The 21,561-nt window shown below is 45.6% G+C and carries 13 protein-coding genes and 1 pseudogene; 3 read left to right on the plus strand and 11 right to left on the minus strand.

Annotated elements, in window-relative coordinates:
* Both QUA42_RS06005 and QUA42_RS06010 read right to left on the minus strand, forming a co-directional pair.
* Nucleotides 1-398 (minus strand): annotated as a pseudogene (locus tag QUA42_RS06005) (23S rRNA (guanosine(2251)-2'-O)-methyltransferase RlmB); the annotation flags it as partial.
* Between the two features lie 263 nt (nt 399-661).
* Complete coding sequence (locus tag QUA42_RS06010; protein WP_190662113.1) at nt 662-1,108, minus strand: Mini-ribonuclease 3; 447 nt, start codon at nt 1,106-1,108, stop codon at nt 662-664.
* 136 nt (nt 1,109-1,244) lie between these two features.
* On the opposite strand from QUA42_RS06010, the gene QUA42_RS06015 reads away from it, so the two are divergent.
* The gene (locus tag QUA42_RS06015; RefSeq protein ID WP_333135975.1) at nt 1,245-1,505 is read left to right on the plus strand and encodes a hypothetical protein; all 261 of its coding nucleotides are present in this window, start codon (nt 1,245-1,247) and stop codon (nt 1,503-1,505) included.
* Here the strand turns inward: QUA42_RS06015 and QUA42_RS06020 are convergent.
* The gene (locus QUA42_RS06020) at nt 1,492-1,848 is read right to left on the minus strand and encodes an STAS domain-containing protein (protein WP_015176627.1); all 357 of its coding nucleotides are present in this window, start codon (nt 1,846-1,848) and stop codon (nt 1,492-1,494) included. The two genes, QUA42_RS06015 and QUA42_RS06020, sit on opposite strands and share 14 nt — an antisense overlap.
* Before the next feature lie 152 nt (nt 1,849-2,000).
* Nucleotides 2,001-3,158 (minus strand): glutamine-hydrolyzing carbamoyl-phosphate synthase small subunit, encoded by a 1,158-nt coding sequence (gene carA, locus QUA42_RS06025; RefSeq protein WP_333135977.1) that lies wholly within the window; start codon nt 3,156-3,158, stop codon nt 2,001-2,003.
* A 303-nt stretch (nt 3,159-3,461) separates the two neighbouring features.
* On the opposite strand from carA, the gene QUA42_RS06030 reads away from it, so the two are divergent.
* Entirely contained in the window at nt 3,462-4,106 is a 645-nt protein-coding gene (locus QUA42_RS06030) for a retropepsin-like aspartic protease (RefSeq protein WP_333135979.1), read from the plus strand.
* A 208-nt stretch (nt 4,107-4,314) separates the two neighbouring features.
* On the opposite strand, the gene trpD is transcribed toward QUA42_RS06030, so the two are convergent.
* Nucleotides 4,315-5,430 carry an anthranilate phosphoribosyltransferase gene (gene trpD / locus QUA42_RS06035; RefSeq protein ID WP_333135981.1) on the minus strand — a complete coding sequence of 372 codons (1,116 nt, stop codon included), beginning with the start codon at nt 5,428-5,430 and terminating at the stop codon, nt 4,315-4,317.
* 864 nt (nt 5,431-6,294) lie between these two features.
* Between trpD and QUA42_RS06040 the strand changes: the two genes are divergently transcribed.
* Nucleotides 6,295-9,288, plus strand: a complete 2,994-nt coding sequence (locus tag QUA42_RS06040) for a PAS domain S-box protein (RefSeq protein ID WP_333135983.1) — start codon at nt 6,295-6,297, stop codon at nt 9,286-9,288.
* Nucleotides 9,289-9,597: 309 nt separating this feature from the next.
* On the opposite strand, the gene QUA42_RS06045 is transcribed toward QUA42_RS06040, so the two are convergent.
* The 6 genes from QUA42_RS06045 to QUA42_RS06070 form a co-directional block, all read right to left on the minus strand.
* Nucleotides 9,598-11,367 (minus strand): adenylate/guanylate cyclase domain-containing protein, encoded by a 1,770-nt coding sequence (locus tag QUA42_RS06045; RefSeq protein ID WP_333135985.1) that lies wholly within the window; start codon nt 11,365-11,367, stop codon nt 9,598-9,600.
* Nucleotides 11,364-11,759: a response regulator gene (locus QUA42_RS06050; protein WP_333135987.1), complete on the minus strand. Its 396-nt coding sequence runs from the start codon at nt 11,757-11,759 to the stop codon at nt 11,364-11,366. Before QUA42_RS06050 ends, QUA42_RS06045 begins: the two co-directional genes overlap by 4 nt.
* Before the next feature lie 363 nt (nt 11,760-12,122).
* On the minus strand, nt 12,123-17,600 hold the full coding sequence (locus tag QUA42_RS06055; RefSeq protein ID WP_333135989.1) for an AAA family ATPase: 5,478 nt from the start codon (nt 17,598-17,600) through the stop codon (nt 12,123-12,125).
* A 271-nt stretch (nt 17,601-17,871) separates the two neighbouring features.
* Nucleotides 17,872-18,555 carry a ribonuclease HII gene (locus QUA42_RS06060; RefSeq protein WP_333136121.1) on the minus strand — a complete coding sequence of 228 codons (684 nt, stop codon included), beginning with the start codon at nt 18,553-18,555 and terminating at the stop codon, nt 17,872-17,874.
* Between the two features lies 1 nt (nt 18,556).
* Nucleotides 18,557-20,917: an Rne/Rng family ribonuclease gene (locus QUA42_RS06065; protein WP_333135991.1), complete on the minus strand. Its 2,361-nt coding sequence runs from the start codon at nt 20,915-20,917 to the stop codon at nt 18,557-18,559.
* A 394-nt stretch (nt 20,918-21,311) separates the two neighbouring features.
* Entirely contained in the window at nt 21,312-21,440 is a 129-nt protein-coding gene (locus QUA42_RS06070) for a hypothetical protein (protein ID WP_333037241.1), read from the minus strand.
* Nucleotides 21,441-21,561: the final 121 nt, after the last annotated feature.

A 21,561-nucleotide genomic window follows, 5' to 3' on the forward strand; every position in this document is an offset into this window, starting at 1 on the left:
AAATTGTTGCGGGCCGGCTGCGGGCTGCTGTCTCTGTCTCTGTCTCGGAAATTGTTGCGGGCCGGCTGCGGGCTGCTATCTCTGTCTCTGTCTTGGTAATAATTGCCCCTCGATTCCTGCGGGCTGCTGTCTCTGTCTTGGAAAGTATTATTTCTGCGAAGGGATGGTTGGCCGTCGGAATCGACTCTCCGTTTGAAAATTGCTCTCACGGGCATTTCTCGCGATTGCGGGGCGAAGGTCGATCGCTTTTGAGGCGCGTCTACTCCGCGAGTCTCGGGACGGGGCTTGCGTTCAAAGCGGGCAGACGATGGTTGTGAGTCCTGACGGCGACCTTCGCTTTTGAATGGCTTGCTGTCGGAATTCGATCGCGAGGAGTTGGGTCTGGTAAATTTTCTCATTGGTTTCTTGTGGTCAAAACGTTTTGGCTGAAGGCTAATCGATTGTAGATTGTAGATGTGAGATTCTTGATTGAGGGAGCAATCTTTGGGCTTTGAGATTTGAGATATTCTAGGGAGGGAGCAAGGATTTTGCTGTGTTCAAATTGCTAGTTAATAACGGATAAATCCTGTTTTGCCGATCGAGATTTTTGCGGTTTTATGTTAGCCGTGCCAGGATGGTTAATTCCTCCCGCCCCATGCCCAACTCTTAACTGCTACATCCTTTAAGTCTCAAGATCTAAAAGTGCCAGAAGTTCGGTCAATCTTTCGGGATCGGTGAGATACAAATATCCGACCAAGGTTTCTAAGCTGCTGGCTTGTTGGTATATCTCTGGATCTGCTCGTTTAGAACGGCCCGCTGCAGCATTGCGGCCGCGCTTGACAATTGCTAATTCTGTACTGTTCAAGTAAGGAGAGAGCGATCGCAAATGACGCGCTTGAGTTTCTGCTCGTACTTGCCCCACGACTAATTCGTGATAAGCTTGCAATCTTTTGGGTGGGACTAAGTAGGAACTCCGAACGTAGAGTTCGTACACTGCATCTCCCAAATATGCCCAGGCTGCGGGCGAAATTCTTTCTATTTCTGCTGGTGTAGCCCTCGCAGGATGCACTCGATTTAAACTGATATCCGTCAGACTCAGTTTGAGCCCGTCATCTGCGATCGGCGACATACTTTTTTAAATAAAACTTCCGCACAGCTTGGTTTTTCTAGTCACTTAGTTATTTCGTCTTTCGTTACTTCAGCAATTATAGCTTTCACAGGAGTGTTCGCTGTCCGATCGCGAAACGAGATATATAGGCAAAGCTTTGCGTGACGATCGCACTCCTAAAAAAGGCTTTCTACCAAAGCGGGATGCTCTAATTTTTATACCATTTTTCCGCGTGTTTGCCACACATATTTTACTGCCCATCCACCGAAACTCTAAGCATCGGGGAAATAGCGGCTGGGGCGTGTCGCAGCTTCGGGGAAAATCGGTATTGTTTTACCTGCACAAAAATAAAAATTTGCTATCCAGCGTTGAGAACCGGATAGCTAATTTAACTCACTTTGGCGTCAAGCATCCTTGACGTTTTTTACCGCCTCATCAACCGAAGGCTGCAAAGACAAAAATTTCTCTAAGCGAACCAGTTTAACAGTCTGAGTTACGCGGGGATTTGAGACAATTTGCAATGTCCCCTCCAAGGTTTGGGCTTTTTTGACAAGTTGCACAAGTGCGCCCAAGCCTGAACTATCCACAAAGTCTATCTGAGACAAGTCCAAAATTACGTGTTTTGGGCCCTCGTCAATACATTTGCTTATTACCTTCCGAAAAGTGGCCTCAGAAAAAGCGTCCAGCAGGCCCGTCAGGCGAAATAACTGACAGTTATTCCTGACTTCGCGAGTGCCTCTGAGGCTAACGGTCAGGGTCAATGACTCAGGAATGACACCCTCCTAGCTAGATATGGCTTAAAGTCGAGGCTTCATTATAGGAGTTTTTTGGTCTTTTGTCTACAGTTTTTTTTGTCAGCGGTTTTTAGTTTTTTTGAGGCAGCAGTCATTAGCGGTTGACTGCTGACTGCGGACTATTTACTGGTGGCTACTTTCTGATTGTCTCGCATTGACTGCACGAATCGATCGAATAAATAGTCCGCGTCGTGCGGGCCCGGACTGGCTTCTGGGTGGTACTGCACTGAGAACAGTGGCAGAGTTTTGTGCTTCAATCCGGCTACGGTGCGATCGTTCAAATTGAGATGAGTAATTTCTACTTCGGGGGCTAGCGAATCGGGGTCGATCGCAAAACCGTGATTTTGGCTAGTAATTTCTACTTGCTCAGTTAAACCCGCTGGATGATTCAATCCTCGATGGCCGAACTTAAGTTTAAAAGTTTCTGCACCCAAGGAAAGTCCCAAAATTTGGTGTCCCATGCAGATGCCGAATACGGGTTTGTCCGACTTTAACAAAGCTTTTGCAGTAGCGATCCCTTCCGTTACCGCCGCCGGATCTCCGGGGCCGTTGGACAGAAAAATGCCGTCCGGGTTGTATTTGAGGATTGCCTCCGGCGACGTGTCAGCGGGGACAACGATGACCCGACACCCGTAACTCGCCAGACGCCGCAGGATGTTGCGCTTGATCCCAAAGTCTAGCGCTACCACCGTCCACATTTTGCCGTTAGCAGGTTGGACTGTAGGACTGAACTCCCAAACCGAGTCCGTGGCTTCAGACCACTCGTAAACCTCGCGAGTCGTGACTTCCTGCACCAGATTCAGCCCGTCCATGCTGGGGGCATCTTGCACTTGCTCCAAAAGTTCCGCCTGGTCGAGAATCGTGGTCGAAATGCCACCGTTGATCGCTCCCACCGTGCGAATTTTGCGAGTGAGGGCGCGGGTGTCGATCCCGTAAATGCCGGGGATATCGTACTGTTTTAGGTAGTCTTGCAGAGATTGCGAGCAGCGCCAGTTGCTGGGGCGGCTGCATACGTTCCGGGCGATCGCACCTCGAATTTGTGGGCGCGAGGATTCTTCGTCTTCGATATTTACCCCGGTATTGCCCAATTCTGGATAAGTAAAAGTTACAATTTGACCGCAATAGCTGGGATCGGTCAATACTTCTTGGTAGCCCGTCATTCCCGTATTAAATACTACCTCGCCAACGACGGTGGCGTCAGCGCCAAACGACCAGCCGCGGTAAGCAGTACCGTCAGCCAGGACTAGGAGAGCGGGTTGTGCAGTTGAAAGTGACATGGCATCCTTAATAACTTTCGTTTGGTTTCATTCTTACCACTGCCAGGGATTTGATGCTAGTCGGCAATATACAGATATTATTTGAATTTGTGCAAGGGTTCGGGAAAGGAAGGCACTTATGCCCGAGGCAGAAGCAACAGATCATCAAAAAGCTGCAACAAGTGCAAATTTTCCATCTCCCCCCGCGCCAGCAATTTATCTGCCAGCAGCTTAGGAGGCGGGCGGAAATTCTCTATCTATACCAAATCTATACCAAAAGGCAGTTGTCGCTGTTACGATCGAGCTACAGCGTTTAACGAAACTATGGCTAGTAAATCTCCCTTGCCTTTACTCTCAAACTTATACAAGCATCTACTGAACTCTCAAAAACTGTGCAAACCGTTACTGGTTGTAACAACAGTTATTTCTCTGAGCAGTTCAATTTTAGTAGGGACTGTTGCCAACTCCTCGCGAGCAGTGGCTCAAGAAAGTGAGGGATGCTTCATGCGGAGCTCGTCAGGCCGAACCGTCAACCTCAGCCAATCAGTCTGCGGTTTTCTCCCCGCAGAATTGACTCCCACCACTTCGGCGGCGGCAAAGTCGGGAGTATTTCAGGCAAAAATCAAACGCCGAGAGGCTAATATCCCCGTCATAGAAGTCACGTTTAACGGCAAACAAAAGTTCGAGATGATGGTAGATTCTGGAGCTAGTGGCACAGTAATTACACCAGCAATGGCTAAAGCCTTGGGCGTGGTTCTTCAGGGAACAGTGCAAGCACAAACTCCCAACGGAGTGGCTACTTTTCCCCTCGGTCGCTTGACTTCTATTGAAGCAGGTGGTTTGGCGGTTAACAATGTAGTTGTGGCCGTCTCGCCGTCGCTAGATATCGGACTGTTGGGTCACGACTTTTTTGGTAATAAAGATGTGACTATTAAACAAGATGTCATTGAATTTCGATCGCGCTCTTAAACAGAAGGAAGAGGGAAGAGGGAAGAAGGAAGAAGGAAGAAGGATTTTTTTGACTAACCAACAAGAAGAGAAAAGAGAAAAAAGTTTCCCAACTTGAAAAAGTATGAATGCAGAAGGCTGAGTTTTAGACGGTTTGAGCGGGAAGATTTTGGCATTCTAAATTTTTCTTTACTTCTTCCCTCTTCCTTCTTCCTTCTTCCCTCTTCCTTCATTTCAAAAACTCAATCAACTGCTGCAACTTCAACCAAGATTCGCCGCTCAATAAAATGTCCTTAGCCATAGAAACTCCTGCTGCGTGAGAACCCATAGGAATTGCACCTCCCACCTGAAAAGCCAAAGACGCATTCAAAGCTACAACATCCATTTGTGCGGGCGTACCTTTGCCTTGCAAAACGTTCCGCAAAATCTCGGCGTTTTCCTCAACATTTCCGCCTTTTAACGAGCCGATCGCACTTGGTGTCAATCCTACCTTTTGGGGGTCTAAAGTAGTCAGTTCCACTTTGCCATCTGACAAAACCGCCAAATCAGTCACATCACCCAAACCCGCCTCGTCCAATTTTTCTCTGCCGTGAACGACTACAGCTAACTCAGTCCCCAACTCGCCCAAAGCTTGGGCAATAGTTGATACCAGACTAGGATCAAACACCCCGATTACCTGCCCTGTAGGGCGCATAGGATTGACAAGGGGCCCTAATAGGTTAAAAATAGTCCGCACCTTCAAAGTGCGCCGGAGCGACGCTACAGCCTTAAGTGCGGGATGCCACCCAGGCGCAAATAAAAAGGTGATGCCTACTTCGTCTACGGCAGCTTTTACCTTCGCGCCATCGGCGTTGAGGTTGACTCCCAGTGCTTCCAACACGTCAGCAGAACCCACTTTGCTCGATGCGGAGCGATTTCCGTGTTTTGCGACTCGAACTTTGCCGGCGGCGGCCACAAAAGCTACAGCAGTGGAAATGTTAAACGTGGAAGCGCCGTCGCCGCCTGTGCCACAAGTATCAATTAATTTGAGATTGGAGAGTGAGGATTTGGGATTAAAAACGCTCTCCGACTCGCCTGCAAGCGACTGAGAATGCAATACCTGAGCCATTCCTGCCAATTCTGGGGCAGAGATGCCTTTGGCTTGGATGGCAACTAAAATTGCTCCTGAGAGAACGGGGGGAATAGCTTCTGCTAGCCATCCCTGCATCAAGTCGGCTGCTTGGGCGCGTGAGAGAGATTGTCTGTCTAATAGTTGTTGCAGGAGGACTGGCCACACAGGAGAATCCGCCGCCTGGGTTGAAGCTGGGGATAACTCTGGCGTTGCTAGGAGAGGAGAATCTGTCATTTATTAGTTTCTAGTCAAATTTAGCCCGATCGAGCTTTGCGGCCAAACCGAGAATCGATCGGGATTTTACCAGACTTGCCGACCACATTTTGCGCGATCGGACTGAGATTTTTGCCTAAATGCCAGCACCGCTACAGAATTTTTCCACCCGCAGTAGCAGAATATGAATTTTTTGATACAACAATTACCCTATTGTTGTGCCAACTTTACATAGAAACTCCAGATCGTACAACTGCCAGCAGTCTGCTGTATTATCTATCAGCAATAATACTTAACAGTAACTCAGGGCACCCAAAGACCGATAAAAGTTTCCGACAGGAGTTGTGGAGAGCAAAAAATTTTAGACATTAGGAGAACCCCAGATTCATCTGTGGAGTCAACTTTAATCTAAAATCTCAAATCGACTGACACCAAGGACAGCGAGCATTTAGCTCTTGCAGGCGGGTTAGTTGCCTAGGGTAAGAGTCGATCGTACTCTCACCCACATCCTAAAAATAGGCTCTTGCGGTTGTAGAAGTCGCTGCCTTTTATTGTAACAACATCCTTGCTACTAACTTATTTCAGGGTATTCAACTGCTAATCTATTCAGGGAGATTTCAAGGAGCGGGTTTTGCTCGAACACCTGCACCGCAGGCAGATCGATGTGCCAATGCGATCGTGACAGCCAGCCAAGCATCCAATAAATACCGGATTAGCTAAACTTTCCGCAACAATCACTAATAACTAACAGTCCAGTAGGACAGATGAATAAACACACTCGTCTCCGGCTGCGACACACCATCTTTCAGTCTCAATAACGGCTCAAATTTAACAGGCGGTCGATCAAAAATATTAAACTCACACACAAGAGCAGGGTATTCACAAGTGGGAAATCAAAAACTAGGAAATAAAGCGATAGAATGCCTGAATGTCGCGGAGGCACTGCACCAAATGGAAGCAAAATATTATAGTATGTTTGAAAATGCTGTGTCGGGTATTTTTCAAACAACCCAATCCGGTCGCTACATCAGCGCTAACCCAGCTTTGGCTCGCATCTACGGATATAATTCCGCCGAAGAATTGATGGGTTCTCTGACTGATATCAGCGATCAGCTTTACGTCAACCCCGATCGCCGCGATCAGTTTGTTTCTGCTTTGCAAGCACAGGGCATCGTATCGGATTTTGAGTCGCAGATTTATCGGCGGGACGGAACAATAATTTGGATCGCTGAAAATGCGCGGGCTGTCTGCGATGAAGCGGGTAAATTGCTCTACTACGAAGGTTTTGTAGAAGATATCACCCAGCGCAAGCAAGCAGAATGTGCACTTCGAGAAAGCGAAGAACGCCTGCGCTTAATAATTGAAGGCGTTAAGGATTACGCTATATTCATGTTAGACCAGGGTGGGTATGTAGCTAGCTGGAATTCGGGTGCAGAACGCATTTTTGGATACAGAGCTCATGAAATAGTCGGCAATAATTCGGAGTGTTTTTTCACGAAAGAAGATCTTGCAATTGGCAAGCCCCAACAAAAATTAATCCTGGCGGTGGCAGAAGGTCGATACGAAAATCAAGGCTGGCGGCTTCGCAAAGACGGATCGCGATTTTGGGCGAATATTATTGTTACTCCTTTGCGCGATGAAAGGGGAAAGTTGCAGGGATTTTCTCAAGTAATGCAGGATATTACTGAGCAAAAGCGGGCGGCTGAGGAAAAGATGCAGTTGATTGCTTCTTTGCAGGCGTCGGAAAAAAAGTTTCGCACTTTGTACGAATCGACGACTGATGCGGTAATGCTGCTAGACGAAGAGGGTTTTTTGGATTGCAATTCGGCTACTTTAAAGTTATTTGGATGCAGCACTGAGTCGGAGTTTTGTGGCAAGCATCCTTCGGAGTTCAGCTCGCCGTTGCAACCGGACGGACAAGATTCTATGAGTCTTTATCAAGAGCGAATTAATACGGCTATGCGATCGGGAAATTGCCGTTTTGACTGGAGGCACTGCCGTTTGGATGGTTCTGAATTTCCAGCGGAAGTGCTGCTAACTTCTATGGATATCGGTGGCAAAATAGGGTTGCAAGGCGTGGTGCGCGATATCACTTACCGGGTGCAGGCTGAGGAAGCCCTGAAGCAGGCTAATGAGGTATTGGAATGCCGGGTTAAAGAGCGGACAAGTCAGTTGGAAGAGGCTATTAAAAAGTTGAGGTTATCGGAAGAAAAGTTTTCTAAGGCTTTTCGGTCGAGTCCAGATCCGATGATTATTACTACTTTTGCTGAGGGTCGTTTTATTGAAGTTAATGATAGTTTTCTGTCCATGACTGGTTACGATTTAGAAGAAACGCTCTGGAATACAGTACCGGGGTTAAATATTTGGGTAAGGCCTGAAGACCGACTTAATTTTAGGCGAAGTTTGCACGAACAAGGTGTTATTCGCAATCAGGAGTGCGAGTTTCGGATGAAGTCTGGATCGGTGGTGGTGTGTTTGCTGTCAGCGGAATTGATTAATTTGGACGGCGAACTCTGTATGCTGGCGGTGATGACGGATATTACCGATCGCAAACACGCCGAAGAAGCCCTACGGGAAAGTCAGCGGGCGTTGGCGACGCTGATGAGCAATTTGCCGGGAATGGCCTACCGTTTTCGCAACGATGCCGATCGCAGTATGGAGTTTGTCAGCGAAGGTTGCTATCAGTTAGCCGGCTATTCTCCTGAAGAATTTATCGGCACTAGGGAAATTTCTATATCGGAATTGACTCACCCGGACGATCGCGATAATTTGTGGAATGCCGTGCAAGTTGCTTTGCAAGAAAATCGACCCTATCAGCTAAATTACCGAATTACTGCTAAAAATGGCGAATTAAAATGGGTTTGGGAGCAAGGTTTGGGAGTGTTTTCCGACTCTGGAGAATTGATAGCTTTGGAAGGGTTAATTACTGATATTTCCGAGCAGAAACGCAGTGAAGAAGCTTTACTGCGATCGCAAACCGAGTTAACCCAACAAAAACTGCAACTCGAAAATACTTTGCACGAATTGCAGCAAACTCAAGCTCAATTGATTCACACTGAGAAAATGTCTACTCTCGGTCAAATGGTAGCCGGTGTTGCTCACGAAATTAACAATCCTGTTAGCAGCGTCTGCGGCAATCTCGTTCACGTCGGCCACTACACGGAAGATTTGCTGGATTTGCTCGATATGTACCAGAAGCAGTGCCCGCAGCCGTCGGCAGCAATTCAAAATAAAATTAAGGATATCGAATTAGAGTTTCTGCTAGAAGATTTGCCCAAAGCGATGTCTTCGATGCAGGTTGGGGCCGATCGCATTCGGGAAATCGTGCGATCGCTCAGAAATTTCTCCCGCAAAGATGATTCTCAAATGAGCAAAGTTAACCTGCACGAAGGGATTGAAGGAACGTTGCTGATTCTGCAAACCCGCCTGAAAGCCAGAGGCAACTATCCCGAAATTGCGGTAATTAAGGACTATGGAAATTTGCCTTTGGTTGAGTGTTATGCTGGGAAAATCAATCAGGTATTTATGAATTTGATCGGAAATGCGATCGACGCGATCGAGGAATACAACGAAGGGCGTTCAGTTGCTGAAGTCAAAGCTAACCGCAGCAAGATTAAAATTAGGACAGAAGTCCAAAACTCGAATGCTGTAATTAGGATTTCGGACAACGGCCCAGGTATGCCAGAAGAAGTTTCCCAGCAGTTATTCGAGGCTTTTTTTACCACCAAACCCGCCGACAAAGGCACCGGTTTAGGCCTGTCGATTTCCTACAAAGTTGTCCAAGAACACGGTGGCAAATTGAGCTGCGTGTCTGCACTCGGCCACGGAGCCGAGTTTATCATAGAATTGCCGATCGAACAGCCTATCAAACAATCCTAAAGTGCGATCGGGGCGATCGCATCGGGATAACGAGTCGCGGTTTCTAGTGAGGACTTTAGTCCTCATAAAAATCGCTCGGACTAAAGTGGTAAGATGCAGTGTGCATTGAATTCTATAAAATTAGACATATAGAAATTTTGCATAAGTTCTGTCTTGCTCAAACCCTGGCTTTTCTTATTTCTTCCTTCTTCCGACTTCCATCCGTTACATTCGTTACATCTTGTACAGTGCTCGTTGCCCAACTTCCTGCCATCCCTTACATCCGTTACATCCGAAGAAAGCGAATCCATTGCCGAACTTCCTTCTTCCTTAATTACACCTTTCCCAATAAATTCGAGCCACATTATCGCCCGGATTTTGCCCCAAACAATCCGCAAAAAGTCCCCCAGCTTCCCTAAAATTCTTCATATTGTACAAAGACAAAGCCTGAGTAAATAGTTGCAGAGTCGCTAACTTCCCCGCTTTAACTTCCGGCAAATCAGCATCAAAAACTTCATAAACAGTCACCCATTCAGACTTACCCTTAACCTGAACTTTATCAATTACCCGAATTGCATAATCACCCGGATTCCTCAAGCGATCGAAAGTCTGCTGAGTAATTAACAGCGACACCCCATAATTTTTCGTCAAACTTTCAATCCGAGAAGCCAAATTAACCGCATCGCTAATCACAGTACCGTCCATGCGGCTTTTTCCGCCTACTATACCCAGAATCAAAGAACCAGTATTGATTCCCACCCCAATCTCAACTGGCACATCGCCCACAGAAGCGCGATCTCGATTATATTCCACAAGAGTATGCAGCATTGCAATTCCCGCTTTCAAAGCATCATCCGCCCCCTCGCTAAACAAAGCCATAATTGCATCACCAATATATTTATCAATAAACCCTTTATTTTCCACAATCAGCGGTTCCATTCGACTCAGATAAGAATTGATAAATTTGAAATTTTCTTCAGGTGTCATCTGTTCCGAAAGAGTAGTGAAATCGCGGATGTCAGAAAACAAAACTGACATTTCTAACTCCACCGCTTCTCCCAATTTAATATCAACAATACTGTCACATCCCAAAAAAGCTAACAACTCCTTGGGTACAAAGCGACTTGTCGCCTCCGCAATTTCTAATTCTGCATCCAGTGAAAGTTCCAAATTGCAATTGACCTCAAAGAGATCCTCAATAAACTTTTTGCGTTCTGCCTCAGCTTCTTTGCGTTCCGTGATATCTTGAAGAGTGTTGATAGCATAAACAATATTTCCTTGTTGATCGTAGATGGGAGTAGCGAAGATTTCTAGGGGAATAATCTTGTCACCTTGATGAACTTCTGCATCGTCAGCCGTAGCACTTTCCCCATTCAACGCGCGCACGCTGGGCAAATTCTCCGTAGGATACTTTTGATTCGTCCCTGCTTGATAGAGTTGATAAACCTCTGACAATTGCTGGGAACTGGTATCCGGCACAACTCCTTTACCAAATATCTCTTTTGCTTTCCGATTGATGTAGTAAGGTTGGCCGTCCGCGTTCAGCACACCCACACCAATCGGCATTGCTTCCAAAAACTGTGTCAACCGATTTTCATTTTCGTGTAGTTTAGCAATGAGTACGGTTTGCTGGCTGTTTAACTCGGCCAACTCCTGATTTATTTGCTGGAGTTGGGCATTTTGTTGTGCCAGTTGTTTATCTTGAAGATAACTATTTAGCGCTTCTCTAACGGTCAATTTTAAGTCTTCCCGTTGCCAAGGTTTGGTAATATAACGATATAAGTTTGCAGAGTTGATAGCATTGGCGATCGCTCCAATATCTGCTTGTCCTGTGAGCATAATTTTTATAGTTTTAGGCGAAATTATATGAGCCTGTTTTAACAGCTCATCTCCCTTCATATCAGGCATAATGTGGTCGGAAATAATTAAAGGAATTTCTTCCCCCTCCTCTAGCAATTCTTCAATTAGCTCTAATGCCTCTTGCCCACCTTCAGAAATTTCGATTATATAATCATTGCCAACAGCCTCTTGCAGTTCTGCTTTGAGGCTCCTGAGTACAGTTTTTTCATCATCAACACAGATAATTACCTGTTGGCTCATAGTTTAGATAAACCAGATTTAATAGTTTCTAGCAAATCGGATTCCAACCAAGGTTTAGATAAGCAACCATGAAGGTTCGCCTGTTTTTGTACTCTGTCAATGGCTACTTCATCCGCTTGACCAGTCAACATAATTTTAATAACATTGGGGTAGTTTTGGTGAATGCGAATCAGCAACTCATCTCCCCTAATGCCGGGCATCAACCAATCACAAATAATCAGAACAAGGGTAATTTTGTCATCATAAAGTTCGCTGATCACATCTAACGCCTCCTCAGCATCTTCGGCTCCTTCGTAGGCGTACGCATTCCCAAATTCTGCTGCTAGCTGCGTCCGGAGACTGTCTAATATTATTTTCTCATCGTCAACGCACAAAATAACTGGTTTAGACATCTATTTTTTCTCCTTTTTAATTGTTATTAGTAGCCAAAGTAGCACAAGTAGTCAAAGTAGTAAAAGTAGTAAAGTGTATTAGTAGACTCCATCTTATCTTAAGATGTCACAAGCCAACGGCTCGCCAAATCCTCTCCCCCTCCCCAGTCGCCGAAACCAAGAAACTTATCTGCGTAGCACCTTAGCTGAGCATAACGCATCGTACTGCTGTTTTACATCCGTTTCCTGTTGAATCGGAGTTAGGGGCCTCAAAACGCTTTAACTTTTGAAATACTCCCAATGGGGTAGATGGCAGCTTAGGCGGAACCAAGCAAAATCCGACCTACTTACTACCTTATATCGTTTGCGAGATCCTTGAGTTGCTTATACAGTGATCATTGGCAGGAAAACATTAAATGTAGTTTTGCCCGGAATTGATTCCACTTCTATTTTTCCCTGATGCTTGTCAACAATTTTCTTCACAATATCTAGTCCCAATCCGCTGCCTTCTCCTGGGGGCTTAGTAGTAAAAAACGGGTCAAATATTTTCCCTTTTATCTCTTCTGGTATCCCTTTGCCGCTGTCGCTAATGCTAATCCTAGCCTGGTCATCTTGAGCCGTTAACTCAATTGTTAACGTGCCTCGATAATCCATTGCTTGCAAAGCATTGTGAATTAAATTAGTCCAAACTTGATTTAGTTCGTCGGGATAGCACAGTATCGGCGGGATATCGGCATAGTTTTTGATGACCTCAACTCCCTGTTTGAGTAGATTTTGATACAGGGTTAAGATTGTTTCAATACCTTCTTTAAGACTGGCGGCTGTTTTTTCGCCAGACTGTTCGTAGCGAGCATAAGTTTTTAAGGCAAAAACTACTTTTGAGGCTCTATCCGTGGCTGTGTTGATAGTAGCAATGCCTCTTTTTAATTCGGAAAGTTTGTAGGCGATTTCTAGGAGATGTAAACTATCGGATCTTTGCAACAAAGACACAAAGGTATCAATTTCATTATAAACGCCCATGATTACTAGGCGATCGGCTATGATATCGGCACTTTCAATTCCTAATTCTTCCAGTTGGCTTCTCAAAGCTCTCTTCAACTTGCGTTCTTCTTTGGTTGATAAGCTTACTTCTTGTTGCAGGGAACGCTGCAGTAAACTCAACAAATTCTGTGCTTCTTCTGGGGAGAGAGATTGAAAAAGTGCGGGCAATTGTTCTAAAGTTTGATTTAAGAACTTAGAAACATTTCCTGCCGACGAGCGAATCGCGCCCAGGGGAGTGTTAACTTCGTGAGCAACTCCGGCCACAAGTTGTCCTAAAGCTGCCATTTTTTCTGATTGAATCAATCCTTCTTGGGTGGCTTCAAGATTGCTTAAAGCTTGTGATAATTCTTGAGTGCGTTCTTCTACTTTTGCTTCTAGGTTGGCATAGAGTTGGGCATTTTCGATTGAGATGGCAGCTTGCGAACACAAGACTTTTAACAGAGATACTCTGTCGGGAGTAAATGCACCTGTTACTAGGTTATTTTCTAAGTAAATTATTGAAATAAGCTGATTCTGTTTGAGCAGAGGAACGCAGAGAAGAGATTTAGTTTTATGAGCTTTTATATAAGTGTCATTCGTAAATCTGCCTTCATGACTAGAATCATTTAAAACAACATCTTTGTGAGTGCGGCTTACATAATTAATCACTGATAAGGATAGTAACTGACTGCTTTCAGATGGGATGGACTGCAACAAATTGATGGTATCAGAATCAACTGCACCGGATGCTTCAATTAGTAGTTGACCCTGAGATTCCAACAACAAGTATCCCACCTGTGCGCCAGCATTCTCCATCATAATTGTCATCAATTTTCGGAGTAATTGCTCTAACACAATTTCACCAGCAATGGCTTGGGAAGCTTTGATAACTGTCGCTAAATCTAAAGCTGTACTCGCTCCTGTGGTAGTGTGAGCATTGGGGACGATAGGGGCTGTGTTTTTACCAAAAAGCGCCCCAGATTTTGCCTGTAATTCTGGATATCTTGCTTCTAAATCCTCAACTTTTGCCTTAGCTTGCCAGCGAGTATAGCCGTAGTGTGCTCCTTTGAGATAGGTTTGGGCAATCTCCTCCATACCGCTTACTAGATAAAATTCCGCTGCTAACTCATAGGCTAAAGCTTCATCTTGAGTATATCCGTTGTCTCTTGCTCCTTGAATCGCTCGCTCGTAAAGTTTTGCTGCTTGCCAATTATCTCCTAATACTCGCGCTTTTTCTGCTTCTACTAAGTCGTATTTATGCTGGAAATTGAACGGGGCCAGCTCGGCCCATTGCTTCATTTGCTTTTGGTTTGATTCGACTCCCTCCAAGTTGTCCATGAGCTCGGGAGAATACTGAGCGAGCAGGGCAAGAGAATAGTAGAAGTTATGGATAGCAACATACATAAATCCCATAAGAGAATCTATGTATTCTGCAGCTGCGATCGCATTCTTGATGGCATCGGCATAGTTTTTGAATAAATAAGCGAGATTTAGTTTGGCTACGTAAACAAGACTAAGCAGCGTGCGGTTCTTCGTGGCTAGCAAACGGGGAATTATTTCCTCCTCGTTAAAGCTTTCGCCCAGCAAGCGAGATGGGGTGGCTGTTGTTTCCAAAAGATTTAAAGTAACTTGCCGCCAGATATTAGTCTGGTAGAGAGTATATTCCTGCTTGAGCTTCCATAGTTGTTCGCACGATTGCTGCATTTTTGAGGCAACACATTCTAGTCCTTCTCCAGTCAAAAACAGGGTGACACAATAACCTTTAATACAATAACCTGCGTACTCATTATCTCCTGTTTCAAGTCCGCTTTTATTTCCCTCTAGTAGCAGAGAAAGACTGCTTGTTGCGGGATCTTTCCAGTGTTTTACCAAAGAACAAAATAAGTTATATATTTTGGCTTTTAGCTCTATAGCATGATATATATTTACTAACTTTAGTGCCAATTCTCCGGCGTGATATCCAATTTCTATGTTGCCTTTTCCCGAACTGATAACAGCATACGCAGCATAAGCATAAGCAGCCAAAGCTGAATAACCTTTTTGAATTGTCAGGTTAACCATTGTCAAAATAATTAACACTAAAACTCCGGGTTTCGCAAATAAAGCTGACGGACAAATAGACATCAAAATTCGCATGGCTCCTAGTTGAGCAGCGTCAGTCATTTCCGGGAAGCTTTCTAAGTCCCTCAGTGCAGGCAGCTCTATGTTACTATCTTCCCCTGTCGAGAGAGAAATTTCTAGTAATTTCAATGCTTCTAAACCAGTTTCTATTGCTTTAAGTGGCTGATTTTGAGCGGTATAAATTTGCACTTTCAGTTCGTAAGCTTTTACCCTGTCTAGCTGATTTATTGCTCGTTCCAAGATAACTTCAGCTAATTTTTCTGCCCTGTCAAAGTTGGTGTTTAAGTATTTAGCCTCTACCATTTCTTGATAGAGATTTAGGGTTAATTCATACTGCGTTTGCCAACTTTCTTCGGTTAAGAGGCTTAATCCTGTCTTCAAATATTCAACGGCAGCACTGTAAGCCGTCGCTGCTTTGGCTTTCTGGCCGGCTATCAAATTGAGTTTTGCAATTTCGTTTCGCTCTTGTTGATTGGTAAGTAGGGGCTGTACGGTTCTGGTTAACCCTACCCCAATATTGAGATGATCGACAATTTCAAATATTTTTTTTGATCGTGTTTCGGGCGAACTGTTCTTTAGCAACAGGCGACCAATTTGTAAATGAATGGCTTGTTTTTCAGAGTCGTCAATCAAAGAATAAGTTGCTTGTTGGATTCGATCGTGTCCAAACTTATAGTGTTGAATTAAAAGTTGACTATCTAATTCTGATATAGTAAAAATTAACTCATAATGAATGGCTTTTTTCAGCGCATAGAAAATTTCAGCGGGGGAGCGATCGCAAATAATTGATAGAGTGTTTAAGTCAAACTCTGCACCTATACAAGCTGCAAAACGCAATACCTGTTGAGTATTGGACGGCAATTTATTGAGCTTGCTGACCATTAATTCTACCACATTGTCAGTAATTGCCCTCGCCTCAATCTGAACAATATCCCACTGCCAACTGCGCTCATTGAAAGCGAAATTTAGCAGGTTTTCAGTATATAAGTTTTTCAATAATTCCGTAATAAAGAAAGGATTGCCACTGGTTTTTTTGAGAATTAATCCGGCTAAATCTCTGACAGCATAACGCTCACATTGCAACGTATCTGCAATCAATTCATTGATATGTGGTTGGGTTAAAGGTACTAGGCTAATCTGGTTAACAGTGGCTCCTTCAGAGCGGATATCTTCCAAAGTCACCATCAAGGGATGGGTAGAATTGACTTCGTTGTCTCGATAAGCTCCAATCACAAATAGATATTGGGTATCTGCATCCACCATCATCAGTTGGATTAATTTGAGTGTGGCAGAATCTGCCCATTGCAAATCGTCCATAAAAATGACTAAAGGATGTTTTTCTGAACAAAATACGCGAATGAAATTGCCGAAGATAAGATTAAAGCGATTTTGCGATTCATTTGCACCTAATGCAGACAATGCCGGCTGTTTGCCTACAATCAATTCAACTTCCGGAATTACATCAATAATAATTTGACCGTTAGCACCAAAAGCATTTAATAATTTTTCTCGCCATTGATTAAGCTGTTCTTCGCTTTCGGTTAACAGTTGTCGCACTAATCCCTTAAAAGCGCTGACAATAGCAGAGTAAGGAATATTGCGCTGAAATTGATCAAATTTTCCAGCAATAAAATAGCCTCTCGCCTTAGTTATTGGTTTATAAACTTCGGATACCAGTGCTGACTTGCCGATTCCAGAATAACCAGCAACCAGCATTAATTCTTTACGGGATTTCTGCTTCTTTTCGGTTTTGCTAATCCGAGAGAAGGCTGCTAGTAAATCTGCAACTTCTGCCTCGCGTCCGTAAAGTTTTTGGGGAATTTGGAACTTGTCGCAAATATCTTGACGACAGAGGGCGAATGATTCAATTTTGCCATTTGTCTGTAACTGGTTCAAGCATTCTTCTAAATCTGATTTGATTCCGCCGGCACTTTGATATCGTTCTTCTGCTGTTTTGGCCATCAGTTTGAGTGTGATATCAGAAATAATTGGGGGAATTTCAGGATTAACCTGATGCGGCGGTACTGGTTGTTTGGCGATGTGGCAATGTAACAACTCCAAAGCATCGTCAGCGGCAAATGGAAGTTGTCCGGTGAGGAGTTCGTAGAATGTAACGCCCAAAGAGTAAAAGTCGGTTCGATAATCAAGAGAACGGTTCATCCTTCCAGTTTGTTCTGGAGAAATATAGGCTAATGTACCTTCTAAAACATTGGGGTTTTTTAGGGTAGGATTTTCGCGGGTGAAGACAGTAGCAATGCCAAAATCGATAATTTTGACTTGCCCGGTTTCTGGGTTGAGCAGGATATTGGCGGGGTTAATGTCTTTGTGGATAATTTGGGTAGCATGAATTCGACCCAAAATCTCTGCTGTTTGAATAGCGATGCGGAGGAAGTGCTGTAAAGATGAAATATTTTGCGTTTCTGTAGGGTTATCATTCAAAATTTTTAAAGAAGTGCCGCCAAAATCTTCAAAGATAATGACTAGAGTTCTTTGATACTCTTGTAGGGTATAAACTTTGACAAATCCTTCGATATTGTTGAGATTGCAAGTAATTTCGTATTCCTGCTTGTAGCGGGTAAGTTCAGCAGGATCGGGATAATCTTGAGCGAGCATTTTGAAGATAACAGGTTGATTGTCCTGTTCGCGAATGGCTCGATAAACCGTCGAATTTGGGCTTTCGTAAATTCGATCGAGAATCTCGTATCCTTCAATTTTTAACATTTTGGGTAATTTTTAGAATGTTAATTTTTATGTAAAATATGGTAATCTGCACCGTCTTGAAAAGTCGCTTTTTTTTAGTGGAATTATGTCTACTTAACCTGAGAGTGGGCACCATTATCAATTACCATTTTATGGACGGCTTCTCCTGCCCACCTCACATCACAATAAAATGCAGTTGTTGTAACAGGCCGGAAAGCCTGTTCATAAAAGGGTATTTGAGAATGGTGCAACCTATGAGTTTAACCAAAGTTGTATTATTGACTACAACTAGCTATCTTCGACAAGGACTAAATGACACTCGGTGAAAAGCCGATCGCCCACAGCGTTCCAAAGCCAATTTATGTTTAGCAGTACCGTATCCCTTGTTATTTGTCAAGTCATATTCAGGATACTTAACAGCTAAACGTACTATTAATTCATCGCGCCAAACTTTCGCCACAATACTAGCAGCAGCAATCTGAATCGATCGCGCATCACCCTTGATCATCGTCTCTTGCTCGATCGCCAAATTGGGAATCCTTTGATTCCCATCAACCAAACACAAATCCGGCGTCACCTTCAACTTCAAAATTGCCCGTTTCATCGCCAACAAAGAAGCCTGCAAAATATTGAGGCGATCGATCTCCCGCACCGAAGCCGCACCAATTTGACAGTCAACCGCCACAGCCCGGATTTTTACGGCTAACAGACTTCGGGCTGCGGCACTCAACTGCTTGCTGTCGCGCACCCCGCAACTTGCTAATTCATCGAGAACTTCGTCGGGCAAAATGCAGGCAGCAGCCACCACCGGCCCGAACAAAGCGCCTCGTCCGACTTCATCCACACCCGCAATTACCAGAGCGTTTGAGGGAGAGGGGGAAAGAGGAAGATGGAAAGATGGGAAGAGAGTAAAAATTTCTACTTCTTCCTTCTTTCCTCTTCCCTCTGACTTCTTCCTTCTTCCCTCTGACTTCATATCACTCATCCACAACGGCTGACGAGCGGCGGCGGCGGCGACGGTTGATAGCAGGCTCCTCGGGTTCGCTGGGTTCGCTGGGTTCGCTGGGTTCGATCGGCTCATTGAGTTCGATCGGCTCATTGAGTTTGATCGGCTCATTGAATTCGATCGGCTCATTGAGTTCGATCGGCTCATAGGATTCGATCGGCTCATTGAGTTCGATCGGCTCATTGAGTTCGATCGGCTCATAGGATTCGCCCATCACATCGCTGGCTTCCTCCATCCGATCAAAATCATCAGTTGCCTCGATCAAACTCTCGCCGTAAATTTGGGCTTCATCATCCTCAGAAAAAACAGGCTCAACTACCGACCTTTCTGGATAATAATCCCGCTCCTCAGCATTCTGTGCAGGCGCGGTCGGTTCAAATTCAAATTCGAGCTGCTCAAAAGGCGGCTTGTTCGGGGCCGCTCCGGGGAGAGTCACCGAAACGATCGCATTCTTAGGATTTTTCACGCTGCGATCAGTAAGCACCAAAGGAGAAACCCCCATCAGCGCATAAACATCCTGCTCCTCCGCCGTCATTTCCACCGAAATCACCTCTGGAGGCTCCACCATCGGCTTCATCAACTCAGACTTAGCCGGACGCACGCGATCGAAATCCTCGCGCCTGCCAACAGTCGCCATATTCACCAGCCCGAAGCCCTCCGAAGCCGCCCGGATGCCCGGGGGTGCTAGATACTCAGAGCGCGTATCCGCGACGGGCGCGCTCGAAGTATTCGGCAGCCGCAACTTGCTGCGTACCGGTTCCTCCTCCGCCGGGAGAGCAAAAGGCTCTTCGCCAATCCGGCGGCGGCGGCGGCGTCTGGTTCCGTTCCCCAAATCCTGATAGCTGGGATGGTTGAGCAAGTCCAAAGGCGAGGCATTGCTGCCAGTCTCAAAATCCAAACTTTCGCTCTGACTCTGAGGTTCCCAAGCAGCCCGAGCAGGTTCGGGGGGGCGTTCTTCCCGCACCGGTGCAGGAGTTGCAGCCGCCACAGGCGTCAAGCTGCGGCGTTCCAATCCTTCGGGCAAATTCAACAAAACGCGGTTCGACGTAGCAACGGTGCGATCGGCCGATTCTCGCACCGCTGCGGCGAAGTCTTCTTCCCCGGGCAAGTGCACCAGATGACCCAACCCGCTGCAAGTAGGACAACTGTGGCCGAACAACTCGTAAATATTTTGACCTTGGCGCTTGCGAGTCAGTTCTACCAGTCCCAATTCCGACAGTTGAGCGATTTGCGGTCGAGCTTTGTCAGCTTTGAGAGCTTTATTGAAATGTTCCAGCACCTGCAACTGATCGCGGCGGGATTCCATGTCAATAAAGTCAACAATAATCACCCCGGCAATATTGCGTAACCGCAGTTGTCTAGCAATTTCCGTGGCTGCTTCGCAATTTGTCCAGAGTACCGTTTCCCGAGCCGTCGCCGATCGAGTAAACGAGCCAGAGTTGACATCTATCACCGTCAGCGCCTCAGTCGGCTCGATAATCACATAACCACCCGAAGGCAAATCAACCCTTGGTCTGAGGGCTTCTCGAATCGCAGCGTTAACCCGGAAAAATTCTAAAATCGAGGCGCGCTCTCGGTGGTGGTCGATCAAAACTCCCGCAGGAAGTTTACCACCGTTCCAGCTCATCAACTGCTGCTTCACCCGCTTAATTCCATTTTGCGAGTCCACCACAATCCGATTCACGTCACCGCTGAACATATCTCGCAGCACCCGCTGGATAAAATCGTCATCCCGGTTGAGCAGTGCCGGCGCCCGCGAAGTACCGCCTTCGAGTTGAACGGCTTCCCATTGTTTTTGGAGGACTTCCAAATCTTCCATGATCGCTTCTTCGGTCATCCCTTCAGCCTCGGTGCGTACCAGCAGCCCCATCCCGGCCGGTTTCACCAAAATAGCCAGGGCTCTGAGGCGGTTGCGCTCGGCTTCCGACTTGATCCGCCGCGAGAGATTGACTCCTCTGCCGTAGGGCATCAGTACCAAATAGCGGCCCGGCAGGGTAATGTTGCCTGTTAGCCGGGGGCCTTTGCTGCCCGTCGGTTCTTTCATTACCTGTACCACCACTTTCTGCTGGGGGGTCAGGAGTTCTGTAATTGCTCCTGCCGAGCGTTTAAGGCGGAGCGGGCCGAGGTCTGTGACGTGCATAAACCCGTTACGTTCGGGGTCTCCAATATTGACGAACGCCGCATCTATCCCAGGGAGTACATTTTCAACAATTCCCAAGTAAATGTCACTGACTTGATGGCTGCCTGTGGCTACCACAAGTTCTTGGATTTGATCTTCTGAAAAGACGGCAGCAATGCGATGCTGCTCTGCTATAACTATCTGCTTTGTCATTCAATTTCCTCAAAAAACTGGCAGCAAGTTAGAGACACTTACGCACTCATAGTGCCTCTGACTTAGACTGTAATTAGTAGTAGCTTGAAGAGTTATGAGCTGTGAGTTGGTGCAGGGTGGAAGGAAAGTTAACTGTTGACCGTTCACTGTTAACTGTTCACTGTTAACTGTTACAGATAAAGTAGTTAAACCCGCCCGTACAGAGTTATGAGTTATGCTCAGCAGATAAATCTGAGAGATAGAAATAAGGAGGCTTTTATCGAGTTAGCAATATTGAGATTTGAGTTGAGAATTGCGACATCAATACTCAAAATTCAACACTTACAACTCTTCCTTTGAACTCAGCGAATAAATTCATTGACACCGTACCAATTTCTTAACACACAACTTAACACTACGAACTGATAACTCCGCTTGCGTGGTGGTAGAGGGCTGGTTTTGAGCGAAAGTAGGTAGGAGTGAAAGCGCCTAGACTTTTGTTGAATTCTTGTGCGATCGCACTCAACATACCCCAGCTTGGCATTCGACTGCAACCTCCGCCCCTGCCAACCCTAAAACCTTGTCCGTCGATTTTAGATTTTAGATTTTAGATTTTAGATTTACTCCACAGATGAATCTGGGACATTGAACTAGAGTCTAAAATC

It is taken from the genome of Microcoleus sp. Pol11C2, from assembly GCF_036701505.1.
Classification (GTDB): domain Bacteria; phylum Cyanobacteriota; class Cyanobacteriia; order Cyanobacteriales; family Microcoleaceae; genus Microcoleus.